General features: G+C 37.4%; 12 protein-coding genes. 8 read left to right on the top strand and 4 right to left on the bottom strand.

Annotated features, from left to right (window positions below):
* Window positions 1-39 precede the first annotated feature (39 nt).
* The 3 genes from MM214_RS15500 to MM214_RS15490 all read right to left on the bottom strand — a co-directional run bounded on the left by MM214_RS15500 (window position 40) and on the right by MM214_RS15490 (window position 2,456).
* The gene (locus MM214_RS15500; protein ID WP_241296754.1) at window positions 40-462 is read right to left on the bottom strand and encodes an IS1/IS1595 family N-terminal zinc-binding domain-containing protein; all 423 of its coding nucleotides are present in this window, start codon (window positions 460-462) and stop codon (window positions 40-42) included.
* 128 nt (window positions 463-590) lie between these two features.
* Window positions 591-1,364, bottom strand: a complete 774-nt coding sequence (locus MM214_RS15495) for a ZIP family metal transporter (RefSeq protein ID WP_241296752.1) — start codon at window positions 1,362-1,364, stop codon at window positions 591-593.
* Between the two features lie 33 nt (window positions 1,365-1,397).
* Entirely contained in the window at window positions 1,398-2,456 is a 1,059-nt protein-coding gene (locus MM214_RS15490) for an FAD:protein FMN transferase (protein ID WP_241296750.1), read from the bottom strand.
* 152 nt (window positions 2,457-2,608) lie between these two features.
* Here MM214_RS15490 and ruvB point away from each other — a divergent pair, with 152 nt between their 5' ends.
* The 7 genes from ruvB to MM214_RS15455 all read left to right on the top strand — a co-directional run bounded on the left by ruvB (window position 2,609) and on the right by MM214_RS15455 (window position 11,534).
* Window positions 2,609-3,643, top strand: coding sequence for a Holliday junction branch migration DNA helicase RuvB (ruvB, locus tag MM214_RS15485; RefSeq protein WP_241296748.1), 1,035 nt, complete (start codon window positions 2,609-2,611; stop codon window positions 3,641-3,643).
* Window positions 3,644-4,315: 672 nt separating this feature from the next.
* Window positions 4,316-5,257, top strand: a complete 942-nt coding sequence (gene queG, locus MM214_RS15480) for a tRNA epoxyqueuosine(34) reductase QueG (RefSeq protein WP_241296743.1) — start codon at window positions 4,316-4,318, stop codon at window positions 5,255-5,257.
* Between the two features lie 1,099 nt (window positions 5,258-6,356).
* On the top strand, window positions 6,357-6,926 hold the full coding sequence (locus tag MM214_RS15475; protein ID WP_241296741.1) for a hypothetical protein: 570 nt from the start codon (window positions 6,357-6,359) through the stop codon (window positions 6,924-6,926).
* Between the two features lie 2 nt (window positions 6,927-6,928).
* On the top strand, window positions 6,929-7,741 hold the full coding sequence (locus tag MM214_RS15470; protein WP_241296739.1) for a hypothetical protein: 813 nt from the start codon (window positions 6,929-6,931) through the stop codon (window positions 7,739-7,741).
* A 707-nt stretch (window positions 7,742-8,448) separates the two neighbouring features.
* Window positions 8,449-9,210: a reverse transcriptase domain-containing protein gene (locus MM214_RS15465; protein WP_241296737.1), complete on the top strand. Its 762-nt coding sequence runs from the start codon at window positions 8,449-8,451 to the stop codon at window positions 9,208-9,210.
* Window positions 9,211-9,373: 163 nt separating this feature from the next.
* Window positions 9,374-10,471 (top strand): fatty acid desaturase family protein, encoded by a 1,098-nt coding sequence (locus tag MM214_RS15460; protein WP_241296735.1) that lies wholly within the window; start codon window positions 9,374-9,376, stop codon window positions 10,469-10,471.
* Complete coding sequence (locus MM214_RS15455) at window positions 10,461-11,534, top strand: fatty acid desaturase family protein (RefSeq protein WP_241296734.1); 1,074 nt, start codon at window positions 10,461-10,463, stop codon at window positions 11,532-11,534. The genes MM214_RS15460 and MM214_RS15455 overlap by 11 nt, the downstream gene beginning before the upstream one ends.
* Window positions 11,535-11,622: 88 nt before the next feature.
* On the opposite strand, the gene MM214_RS15450 is transcribed toward MM214_RS15455, so the two are convergent.
* Window positions 11,623-11,835 carry a hypothetical protein gene (locus MM214_RS15450; RefSeq protein WP_241296732.1) on the bottom strand — a complete coding sequence of 71 codons (213 nt, stop codon included), beginning with the start codon at window positions 11,833-11,835 and terminating at the stop codon, window positions 11,623-11,625.
* 220 nt (window positions 11,836-12,055) lie between these two features.
* Here MM214_RS15450 and MM214_RS15445 point away from each other — a divergent pair.
* Window positions 12,056-12,619 (top strand): DUF1016 N-terminal domain-containing protein (locus MM214_RS15445; RefSeq protein WP_241296727.1); only part of this gene is annotated, 564 nt, incomplete at its 3' end.

Below are 12,619 nucleotides of genomic sequence, written 5' to 3'. Positions count from 1 at the left end.
ATTTCGAAGAGGTGGTGAATAGTCAAAAAATTGTTAAAACTACCTATTTTTAAACCTTTCCCATTTGATAATCATAAACTTGTCACCAAGTTCTGTGATCAGCATACCCGTATCAAGAAGGTTTTCTTTGATAGCCATGAATTTGACCAATTCTGTATGGTTCAGTACTTTGTAGGTGGGACGGTAATCATAGCTTTCTGGGGCTTTGATTTTATATTGCTTTACCCAGTTCATTACTGAAACGTGGCTTACGCCCAAAATTCTTTCTATTTCTCGATATGAAATCCCTTCGATGTAGAGTTGCAAAGCTTTGACTACGTAGTATTTATCGATCGCTTTTCCTATTTTATTCACCGTGAAGTGATAGCTGCAGCGTTTGCATTTAAATCTCTGTCTTCCTCCTACTATACCACTTTTGACTACTTTGGTATGATCACATTTGGGACATATTGGCTGTTCCATAGTTGAATTTTGGGTTCGATATATCAATTTAGCGAAAGTATAATATTTTAGCAATAATACAAGCTCATCAGCCATATAATTTACTAAACATGAATACGATACCCAAAAATTTGCACAAACAATGAATACTAAGCTAATAATTCAAATCCGATGGCAAGCCCAAATGCTATCATAGAGATGATCACTTTATTCAAATGAAAGCGATGGTCTGGACTACTTTCAAAAAAGATGGTAGTAGAAATGTGTAAAAATCCTCCTGCTACCATTCCGTAGAACACATTCAATGCACCTCTGCCAATCAAATCTGTTTCATAAAGGAATGAGCTGGCCCACATACCCAAAGGGCTAGCCAATGCAAAGATTACTAAAAGCGCAAGAACCCATCTTTTTTTCAATGCAGTCATTAATACTGCTACCAAAGCAAAAGCTTCTGGACCCTTATGCAGCATGATGCCAAAAAGGAGATTGTTGCTACCGTGGTGGTGATGGTGGTGATGCCCATCGTGACTGTGATCATGAAGAGCAAGCATACCATCATGAGATAAGAGTGTCCCTTCCAAAAAGGCATGTAAGAAAAGACCAATCATCAAGGTCCATACACCTGATTCTATTCCATGATGATGTCCATGATGGTGAATATGTCCATGCTCTACTCCTGAAGATAATAATTCAAGTATCTGCTGAAGTAAAAAGCCCAAAAGAATATACAAGCCCATAAACCTTGCATCCTCTGTGCCAACAAATAGTTCAGGTAAAATATGCATTACTGTGATGGCAAACAAATAAGAACCAGCAAATACCAATACCAACTTGAAGTAGCGCTCTTGCCAGTTGGGTAGAAAATAAGCTAAGCCACCCGCTATCAGGGCAGTAAAGAAGAGCAAAAGGAAGTTGAATAACATATAAGGAATAATCCGTGATTTATACTAAATGGTTCAATTAAGTGAAAAGGATAAAAATGGCTTGATCCCCTCACTAGCATGAGACTTGATCTCTCCTGATTCATCACTATAAATGAGGTAAAATTCAAAATTTGATTTGGCTTGTAATGCAATAGCTTCTTCTTTTCCCATAACCATGATCGCAGTGGCTAATGCATCAGCTCTCATACAGTTTTCAGCGAGCACTGTGGCACTTAGTAAGTTATGCCTTACAGGTCTGCCTGTTTTGGGATTTATGGTATGAGAGATTTTCAAACCGTCCACTTCGTAGTAGTTGCGATAGTTGCCAGAAGTAGCCATTCCTCTGTTGTCCAAAGCAATGATTCCAAAGAGCTCTTCTGAGTCTATACCTTCTGTTGGGGTACTCACACCCACTTTCCACAATTCACCATTCTCATTGACACCACGTGCTACAAGTTCTCCCCCGATTTCGACAAGCATATTTTCTATTCCCACGCTTTCTAAATAGGATACTATTACATCTACCCCATATCCTTTGGCTATGGCAGAGAAGTCTAGGTGCATTTCATTCATTGGCTTCCAAGCTTTTTCTTGATCAAAAGAAATCAAATCAAAGTTTACATACTGTAGCATGTTATCGATATTCACACTGTCCCTGAGTTGAGGGCCCTTTGGACCAAAACCCCATAGGTCAGTAAGTGGTCCCACCGTAGGATCGAAAGCACCTGCTGTGATCTCGTGAATCGTTTTACTCTCTTCTAAAATGGGCAAAAAATAGCCTGACTTGAAGTATAATGTGTCAGTTTGATTGAACTGGCTGATTTCGGAAGTTTTGATGTAAGTGGACATGGATTGATTGAAATCCACAAGAACAGAATCAATCTCTTTTTTGAAATCTCGCTCTGCCATATCTAGATAAACTATTCTATAGCTAGTCCCCATGGTGCTTCCTGTCAATACTACCTTGCCTGTCGCCAATTCTACAGTTTCTTCCTCTGGCTTATTTTGATTTTGTCTGTAGAGATATACTACAGCTACAAGGAGCAAAAGGATGATGGAATAAATGATATTTTTATTGGCGTTACTTCTCATTGTCAAATTTTTTGCGAAAGTTAATGCTATTTTTTCAAAAGTGAGGAAGTAGGTATCAACAGATTGCAATCACATTGCAGTTTTGATTACTAATAGAATGTTTATTCCCCTTCACCGTTTTTTTTATCTTTGTAGCTAGACCAGTTCAAAGTATGCGAGAAGATTATTTGAATGGTGATTCCGATCATCTAAGTTCATCTGATAGAGAGATAGAGAAAGCATTGAGGCCGTTGAGCTTTGACGATTTTACGGGGCAATTTAAAATTGTAGAAAACCTAAAAATCTTTGTGGCAGCGGCAAAGAGAAGACAAGAGCCACTAGATCATGTTTTGCTTCATGGACCTCCAGGTCTAGGCAAGACCACACTTTCCAATATTATTGCCAATGAGCTGGAAGCTGGGATAAAGATCACTTCTGGACCCGTTTTGGATAAGCCTTCTGATTTGGCTGGACTGTTGACCAACTTGGAGGAGGGTGATGTGCTATTTATAGACGAAATTCATCGCCTCAATCCAATCGTGGAGGAATACTTGTATTCGGCAATGGAGGACTTTCGCATTGACATCATGCTTGATTCTGGGCCAAATGCCCGTACAGTTCAGATATCTCTGAGTCCATTTACACTCATTGGTGCTACTACAAGATCTGGTTTATTGACTTCTCCACTAAGGGCAAGGTTTGGGATCAATTCAAGGCTTGAATATTATGATGCCAAGCTTCTGACAGATATCGTGACAAGGTCTTCTGGAATACTTAAGACGCCAATAGATGAGGTGGCGGCTTATGAGATCGCCAGAAGGAGTAGGGGTACACCAAGGATCGCCAACATGCTCTTGCGAAGGACGAGAGATTTTGCTGAGATCAAAGGAAATGGAAAGATTACGCTCGAAATAGCTAAGATGGCATTGGATGCACTAGATGTCGATGAAAATGGCCTGGACGAAATGGACAACAGAATACTGCTGACCATTATAGAAAAGTTCAAAGGTGGCCCTGTAGGTCTCAGCACTATAGCTACGGCTTGTAGTGAGGAAGCGGAGACCATTGAGGAAGTCTATGAACCGTTTCTGATTCAGGAGGGCTATCTCAAGAGAACTTCGAGAGGTAGAATGGCTACAGAGTTAGCATACAAGCATCTCAAAATCAAAGCCGACTTCGGAGGTCAAACAGGTAACTTATTTTCGTAATGCAACTAAAATGAAATAGGTAGAAATATTGCTCTACCTACGGCAGACAGGTTCGCTGAGATATTATTGAAATAGATATTGGTAGATATTTGATATTGATTGATACTTGGGTTTACTTTCAAGACAGGGCTGGAATAAACTTTAGCTATTTAGAGTAAGGTTTGGCTGAATATCACTTTATTGAAATAAATAGAAATATAGCTTCGCTGAAATAATGTTGAAATAAACTCTAGCTTTCTAAAGTAAAGCTTGGCTAAATAGAGATGTCGTGAAATAAACAGGAATGAACTAGTTCGATTCATATCTAAATTAACCCAAATATTTCTACAATATTTCTACCTTATTTCTACTTTATTTCAAATTAAGATATCGTGAAATAAACAGGAACATACTAGTTCGATTCCTATCTATTAACCCAAATATTTCTACCTTATTTCTACTTTATTTCAAATTAAGATGTCGTGAAATAAACAGGAACATACTAGTTCGATTCATATCTAATTAACCCAAATATTTCTACAATATTTCAACCTTATTTCTACTTTATTTCAAATTAAGATGTCGTGAAATAAACAGGAACACCCTAGTTCGATTCATATTTAATTAACCCAAATATTTCAACCCTATATCCACTGTCCTTTCGAAAAAAATCAACCTTTGTATTTACCATAAATGAGCTTAACAACTTCTAAAGAAAAATATGCCCAAATCATAAAATCCCAGGCCAAAAGTCTGGGCTTTGACTTTTGTGGGATAGCCAAAGCGGAATTTTTAGAGGAGGAAGCACCGAAACTTGAAAATTGGCTTAATCAAAATTACCAAGGTCAAATGGCCTATTTGGCCAATCATTTTGATAAGCGCTTGGATCCCACGAAGCTGGTGGATGGTGCAAAGACAGTCGTGAGCTTAATTTATAATTACTATCCAGATAAGCCAATAGCTGAGGAGGAGGGAACGTATAAGATTGCAAAGTATGCTTATGGCAAAGACTACCATTTTGTGATCAAAGACAAGCTCAAAACATTGCTGGAAAACCTGCAAGAACAAATTGGAGAGATAGGAGGTCGTGCCTTTGTTGATTCCGCTCCCGTGATGGAGCGTCAATGGGCGCAAAAATCAGGTTTGGGCTGGACAGGTAAAAACAGCCTTCTGCTCAACAGGCAGATGGGGAGTTTTTTCTTTTTGGCTGAATTGATCATTGATTTGGAAGTGAGCCCCGATATTCCGATGGCAAAGGATTATTGCGGGACATGTACCAAATGCATTGATGCCTGCCCCACAGATGCGATCGTCCAGCCAGGAGTGGTGGATGGCTCCAAATGCATCTCCTACTTCACCATAGAGCTCAAAGACCAAATCCCTGTAGAAGTCAAAGGCAAATTCGAAAATTGGATATTTGGCTGTGATATCTGTCAGGATGTATGCCCATGGAATAGGTTTTCAAAGGCTCACCAAGAGCCTGCATTTTTGCCCCATCCAGAGTTGGAAGGATTCACATCAAGAGACTGGGAAGAAATTACCCAAGAGACATTCAATAAAGTCTTTCAAAAATCAGCTGTAAAGCGAACAAAACTTGAAGGCTTGAGGAGGAATATTTCGTTTGTGAAAAAGTAAAAGGTGTTCTTAGAAAAAAGCTAAAATATTAATCCTAATTTTTCAAATTCATTGCCTAAGGGGTAAAAAAGCATCTTTTTCACCCCTACCCATTAAGATTCCTCCCTTATTCCTACTTTTTTCCACCCTTAGCAATACCAATTTGGTGGAATCCAGAGCCTAGTTTTGCTGAAAATAATTATTAACAGTTAAATTTATCGTTATGAAATCGAGCTTAATCATTTTGATTGTCTTATTGAGCAGAAAACTATTTTTTCTGGGCGAACTTACCATCAACTTGATAGTTTGAAGAGGAAGTTTATAAAAAGCCTGATTATACGCTTTTTTACCAGTAACTTCAATTCATTGGCTTAACAGGTTGTTAATGGTCAATATCCATAAGTAACCAATATCAATTTATATCGGAAGTTAGATAAATCGGAATTTTGTAATGTTATTGGCAAAGTTCTGTATATCCATAATAAATAATTTTATTTTGGAGATAAAAAGGGAAAAATCTAACTCAAGTGAATTTAGTTTTGTTTTTGGTAGTGATATCAACAAGGCACAAAATCAAGTCACGATTCATCAAGATTGTATAAGGTCATTTGGCTTGAAAGAATTTGAAATTTCTAATTATCTAGAATTGAATAGATCTATTCCTTTTGCTCTCTATGGTGCTTTTTGGGAGTTTGATTTCAATGGAATGAAGGCTTTGAGATTTTGTTCGACTAATGAAAAATTAATATCAAGAGAAGATGCTCAAATTCATGGTAAAAGCCCCTTCTATTATATTTTTTGCTATCGGTTGACAAAAATAAATCTGTAGATAAAAAACCTATTAAAACTGGCAGTATGTATATACAAACTCCAAATCTCTATCCGCAATAGTGTAGGGTTTAGTCGGATTTACTCCCTTTTGTATAGCTTGATTATGGTTTTCTTTTGTTTTTACCTTGAAAAATACCCTGTAGTTGGTATTTTATGATAAGTTAGGAATGGTTATGTTTGGAGATATTGTAGGAATAAGCGCCATAATGGCGTCTATCACGCCGATTTGGAATGCTATTCGCCACTATGGCGTGAAGAGATTTGTTACCACCAATTGTAAAAGACAACGATGAACAGAACAAACAAGGACATACGAGACCAATTCGACTTTTTTAGAGAACTAATCACGGTCGACAAAATTGTTTTATCAAAGACAATTCACTTAGAACCAAAGAAAAGTAACGCTAAGTGGCTGACTGGACAAAGCTCAGTTCAACACGAAACAATAAATGAAGAAATTTCCTTTACCGTTGAAAGAAGCAAAAGAGATTCAAAATATGGCGTCAAATTACGTTGTCCATCGCTGACAGGAGAACCATTTTTTCGATTCGACTCAGATGGACCAGCACATAGAAATGATTTTCCTGAAATACCATTAGAAGAACAATCAGTAACGACACCACATTTTAACTCTTACAAAGAAGATGGTAAACCTATAGCATATAAAAATGAGACTTTAAAAAACGAAAAAGAAGCTCAAATAATTGCTGAAGATGTGAACTTTGGAGTTTCTCTTTTCTGTATGGAAAGTAATACAAAGCTTTCAACAGGCGACTTTCCTAGTATCATTGATAAAGCACCAGAATTTGCGTTTACTGCCGTTCAAAATATTAACTTTGACAACATTTCTTTTGAATAGCAATGAATAACCAAGAAATCATAGACAGAATAAAATCATCATTTTGCAACCTGACAAATTTTAAGGTTAGAAATAATGCTCTTGAAGTTATTACCGCATATTCAACAATAAACAGCAAATTCGTTTCAGTTTTTATAACATTTACAAAAAACAAAATTGTTGTCACAGACAGCGGTTGGATAGACCAAAACTATTATGACACTCCTTTGTATTATGATTCCGAATTTATAATTAACAGAGTTACAAATTCATTTCAATCTTCATTTAATGTAAAATCAACAGTAGACAAAGAAGGCGTAAACTTTTACTACAAGACTTGCGACAATATTGAACAAATACCGAGTGCAGTTTTTGACCTTGCTAACTTTATTGTAGGCGTTGTGAATGCTTTCTGTATTCAGTATAAAGACGAGAAGGAAGAAAAAGAAAGAGAAACGTTTAGAAGAGATGCAAACGATTATTTGAAAGCGAACTACACCGACAAAGTAAAATTACGTTCTGCACTTGACGACTTTCAAAGCATTAAGTTTAATGCTATAATTAACAAAAGTTCAAAGCTTTACTTATTGACTTATGTTACCGGCTCGACACAGACATACTTTGAAAATGACTTGAGAAAGTCTATCGTTAATTTTGAAATTGCCGTTAAATCAAAATACACCGACTTAATCAAAGAACGATTAACAATAGTAAATGATACGTCAGATGGTTATCTGCCAGATAAATCAGCCTTTATCTTTGAATTACTAAGAGAAAAGACAACTAGAGAGCCTGTAAAATGGACAGAAAAAGAAAGACTACTTGAACTAATATGAGAAGAACAACTTGTGGTAACAGGCGTTTGGCTCAATGGCGGGTGAAGTGGTTCATTGAACATTCTACCTCGCATCAATTTTTGTGGTGTATTGACAGTTTTGTGCTCCGAAATCCGCTACTGCGCCAAGCGCCAAACCGTGTGTGACTTGAATCGACCTTAAAAGCAGGTCGAATGCTTTGAAATGGATGGAGGACTATTAGGTAACTAATAGAGAGGCCCTCCGATGGTCCCGAAGCTTCGGGAAAGCAGCTATCAAACTACCTTACGCTGCATATCTGGGAAACCAATATGTAGTGAGCGGTAAGGAAAAACGGGGGCTTTGATCCCTGTAGGTGAGTACTGAAGGAGCTGATCCGCCGCGGCGGAGAACCAGTGACGAAGCCTCGATAAAGCAAATTACGATGTGAAAAATAGGTGGTTATCCCGATAGCTTGGGATAACTATGACAAAGTGTGGCGGATGATCGGATATACTGGCCACATCGCATCCGGGGTTAAGCTGGCAGGAACGCAGTACAGGCCATTTCAAGGAACAAGTGAACTCCATATCGTCAGGTCAAATCGAGAGAGGAAACCTGCACCCGTGGTTGGGTGAGGCATGGGGGGCAGATCCAGTCGTAGTAGCGATAAAACACCTGTAACGGGAGTGGAGCCAAGGGCTGGACATGTTTAGTTTCAAACTAGTTTACAATCCGCCGCGGCGGAGATGACAGATTATTATGAAACAAAATCGCAACCAATTACCAAGCTGATGGTGTGGCAGGCGTACAAGAAAGTGAAATCCAACATGGGAAGTGCAGGCATAGACCGTATGGACTGGGAGGACTTAGACAGCAATCTATCCTCAAACCTGTATAAACTATGGAACCGACTGACCTCAGGGAGCTATTTTCCTGTGCCAGTCAAGCAAGTTAAGATACCCAAGAAGGATGGAGGTGTCCGCAAGTTAGGCATACCCACACTTCTCGTCCGTATTGCCCAGCAAGTAGTAAGAGCGCATTTGGAGAGAAAACTCGAGCCACTGTTCCATGAGAGTTCATTTGGCTATAGACCGAATCGTAATGCTCACCAAGCAGTGAACCAATCAGAGCGAAACTGTTTTGGGCATGACTTTGTAGTAGACCTTGATATCAAAGGAAAGGGGATGTTGCTACCTAGGACATTTGTGAGTATCAAGTCCAGAACTGCAATACTTGGCAAGTTCAGGGAAATGCGAATCCACAAGTGGCGCAAACCCATAAAGGAAGTGGCCAATCGTTTGAATCCTGTCATCAAGGGACTGCTCAATTACTATCACAAGCTTAGGGGAGAATCCATACGTGAAGTATGGAACCAACTCAACCATCGTTTACTCAAGTGGGTGAAATGGGAGAAAGGACTATACAAATGGGCGGCAGTCAGATGGCTAAAGCAACAATATAAGTCTACCCCCAACCTGTTTGAACATTGGAATTTGGTTCAATCTTAGGTACATTAGAACCGAAGCGATTTACAAACATGAAGAGTCCGCCGCAGCGGATGAGAGTCTCACGCACGGTTCTGCGGGAAGGTAGGGGTGAAATTCCCTCGTCTGACCCGATTATAGGGCATTTTAAAAGACGACCCCACCGACAAAGACAAACATTGACAAAATGAATAAATTAAAATTCTCAAAGGACGAAGGTTCTGACTTCTACAAAGAACTGAACGAAAGAATCGAACAGTACTTTTCTGAAAAAGGAATTCGTAAGACAGGCAACAAGACAATGATTTTTAAAATCATACTTTATTTCATTCTTGACATCTTGTTTTATGGACTTATGATTACAAGCACAAATACATTAGCTTTTTATACTTTTTATCTGTTAATGGGTATTTCTGTTTTGCTGACAGCATTCAATATTTCTCACGATGCAGCACACGGAGTTGCAGTTAAAAGTAAGTTTTGGAACAAATTACTTTTCTCATTAAGTTTTAATCTTCAAGGAAACAACGCCTACGTTTGGGGAAAGAATCATAACGAATCACATCATTTATATACCAACATTGAAGGAAGCGACATAGACGTTTTAAATAACCCACTATTCCGAATGACTGAAAGTCAAGAATTAAAATGGTTTCATCGTTATCAGTTTATTTACGCACCATTCCTTTATCTACTCTATTCATTAAACTGGTTTTTCTTTCGTGAAACCTTAATGCTGTTTAATCTTTCAAGTAGAACCATCAAAATAGAAATACCTAAAAATGAAGTAGTCAAATTGATTATTTATAAAATTATGTACATCGGATATATGATTTTACTTCCAATTTACTTCTTGCCTTTTGGTTGGCAAACAGTTTTGTTGGCATTCCTGTTAAATCACTTTATGGTTTCAATACTATTTGTTGGCGTGTTAGGAGTTTCTCATTTATCAGATTTTGTAGAGCATCCAATACCAGACCAAAACAATAAATTAGATATGAGTTGGCCAAAATTACAAATGTGTACTTCAGTTGACTATAATGCAGACAGTAAATTTTTTAATTGGACATTGGGTGGTTTTAATGCTCACGCTTTACATCATTTGCTACCCAACATTTGTCACGTTCACTATTTAGAAATTCTTCCAATATTCAGAGAGTTGGCACAAAAACACGGTCTGAATTATATGGAAATGCCCTACGGAAAATCATTAGCATCTCATTTCAGATTTTTAAAAGGAATGGGTACACAACAAACTTTTAAACCAATTCCCTTTGAGAGATAAACATATTCATATCGCACAAGATAGCGAATTGCTAAAAACTATTTACAGACAAGTTGATGAGCAACTTATTATTGACAAAAATATGTTTTTGTTGAAGATATGGGCTAAATTCATTTTTTACTTTTCATTTTCGGCTTTAGCTTATTCATTGTTGTATTTGGTTGATAAACCGACATATTTCATACTAAGCTTTGTGTTATATGGCTTTGTGTCGTTATTATTTGCTTTCAATTTTTCACACGACTTTTCTCATAACACGATTTTTAAAAATAAAAAGCTAAACAACATTTGCTTTATTTTCATTTACACAATCGTTGGAGCGCACGCAGAAGCTTGGAAACAAAGACACATTAACTCACATCATTATGCACCAAATGTGGAAGACTATGACTCTGATTTGAAAATAACAAAACTGATAAGAGTAATTCCAAATAGTGAACATTTTTGGTATCACAAGTTTCAATACATTTATGCTCCGTTTGCCTATACTACTTATTCGCTTTTTTGGGTTTTTATTAAGGACTATGTAATTCTGTTTTCAAAAGACGAATACTCAGAAAAAAAAGGATTAAAATATCATCTTTCCTTTTGGACGCAAAAGACTGTTTATCTGACTTTCATTCTTGCTTTACCATTACTGTTCTCTGTTCAAGTTTGGTATATTGTATTGCTTGGTTTTTTATTAATGCACTTAACACAGTCTTTGTTTTTACTTTTCACTTTCTTTATGACACATCACGTTGAAGATACTGAATATCCAACGACAGACGATAAAGGTTATATCAATACATCTTGGCTGATGAACCAAATTAAAAGTTCAAATGATATGCATCCATTTAGCGAAACAGCGAACTTCATACTTGGCGGTTTCAACAATCACATTGCACATCATTTGTTTCCTCATTTTCATCATATTCACTACCCCAAACTTAACAGAATACTGTATGATATTTTAAACAAAAACAATATAAAACCAAATCAGACAACTTATTGGGGCGGTCTTATATCACACTTGAAATTATTAAAACGAATGAGCTATGCGGACAAGAAAAACGCCCTTTAACATTTAGCCCACTAGCCAAAAAACCTTGGGAAAAATCCCTGATTGATGCATTCACCTATCAGATTTTTTGGTAAGTGACTGACTTGTGCTAGTGGCGTACATCCGTAGGGTGAAGGGCTTGCAAGGTGGAATAGTAGGCTGGTTGGTGGGTTTTAGTAAGTGGTTGTTTCTGTTTTTCGATGACTTTGGGAGTTTTTGCTTTGGTTTGGGCATGACTTCCCCTACCCAAGATATGGGGATTTGAATTTTCGACATGTCTTGGATCCAACCCTTGTTTTCTTGAATCCTGTAAATGGATCAAGAAGGTGCGGGATTTGGTTTGAAAGGTTTTGTGAAAGAAAGTTGGGCTTAGTTAAGAGAATATAAAAGCATCCCGAGGATCGGGACGGTCTGACTAATGAGGATTGGAAATCAGCTCAAATTGAGGGATTTTGTTTACATTAGTCAGAATGGCAAAAAACCAGTTCCAAAGGAGAAATACGACTGGAAAAACATAAATTTGTAGCATATAGAAATAAATAATGGACAATCGTTTTACGGACATAATTCAGCTAATTAAACAATCTCGGACTAATGCTATAAAAGCCGTAAACGCTGAACTGATAAACCTCTATTGGAATATTGGAGAATATATCAGCAAGAAAATTGAACAATCAGAATGGGGTGACTCAGTTGTGACAGAGTTGGCAAAATTCATACAGGCACACGAACCAGAAATTAAAGGTTTCTCCGATAAAAATATTTGGAGAATGAAGCAGTTTTATGAGACTTACAAGGACTTGCCAAAACTCTCAACACTGTTGAGAGAAATTAGTTGGTCTCATAATCTAGCTATTTTCTCCAGATGTAAAAACAATGAAGAAAGAGAGTTTTACTTAAAATTAGCTAAACGAGAAGGTTACAGCTTTCGGGAACTTGACCGACAAATCTCATCAAGTCTTTTTGAGCGAACAATGATTGGAAACTCAAAACTCTCGACAGCGTTGAGAGATAATAATCAGGACTTGATAAACACATTTAAGGATAGTTATGTTTTTGAGTTTTTAAATCTACCTGAGCGCCACAGTGAAATGGATTTACAGCGT

Origin of the sequence: Belliella kenyensis, from assembly GCF_022549675.1 — a bacterium.
GTDB classification, from domain to species: domain Bacteria; phylum Bacteroidota; class Bacteroidia; order Cytophagales; family Cyclobacteriaceae; genus Belliella; species Belliella kenyensis.
Note: the sequence above shows the minus strand (reverse complement) of the source record. Positions and strands in the feature narration are given on the sequence as shown.

What these genes read in the sequence shown, in the direction of transcription:
- MM214_RS15490 (WP_241296750.1), bottom strand. Translation starts at nt 2,456, where the DNA reads ATGAGAAGTAACGCCAATAAAAATATCATTTATTCCATCATCCTTTTG.
- queG (WP_241296743.1), top strand. Translation starts at nt 4,316, where the DNA reads ATGAGCTTAACAACTTCTAAAGAAAAATATGCCCAAATCATAAAATCC.
- MM214_RS15470 (WP_241296739.1), top strand. Translation starts at nt 6,929, where the DNA reads ATGAATAACCAAGAAATCATAGACAGAATAAAATCATCATTTTGCAAC.
- MM214_RS15465 (WP_241296737.1), top strand. Translation starts at nt 8,449, where the DNA reads ATGACAGATTATTATGAAACAAAATCGCAACCAATTACCAAGCTGATG.
- MM214_RS15495 (WP_241296752.1), bottom strand. Translation starts at nt 1,364, where the DNA reads ATGTTATTCAACTTCCTTTTGCTCTTCTTTACTGCCCTGATAGCGGGT.
- MM214_RS15500 (WP_241296754.1), bottom strand. Translation starts at nt 462, where the DNA reads ATGGAACAGCCAATATGTCCCAAATGTGATCATACCAAAGTAGTCAAA.
- ruvB (WP_241296748.1), top strand. Translation starts at nt 2,609, where the DNA reads ATGCGAGAAGATTATTTGAATGGTGATTCCGATCATCTAAGTTCATCT.
- MM214_RS15475 (WP_241296741.1), top strand. Translation starts at nt 6,357, where the DNA reads ATGAACAGAACAAACAAGGACATACGAGACCAATTCGACTTTTTTAGA.
- MM214_RS15460 (WP_241296735.1), top strand. Translation starts at nt 9,374, where the DNA reads ATGAATAAATTAAAATTCTCAAAGGACGAAGGTTCTGACTTCTACAAA.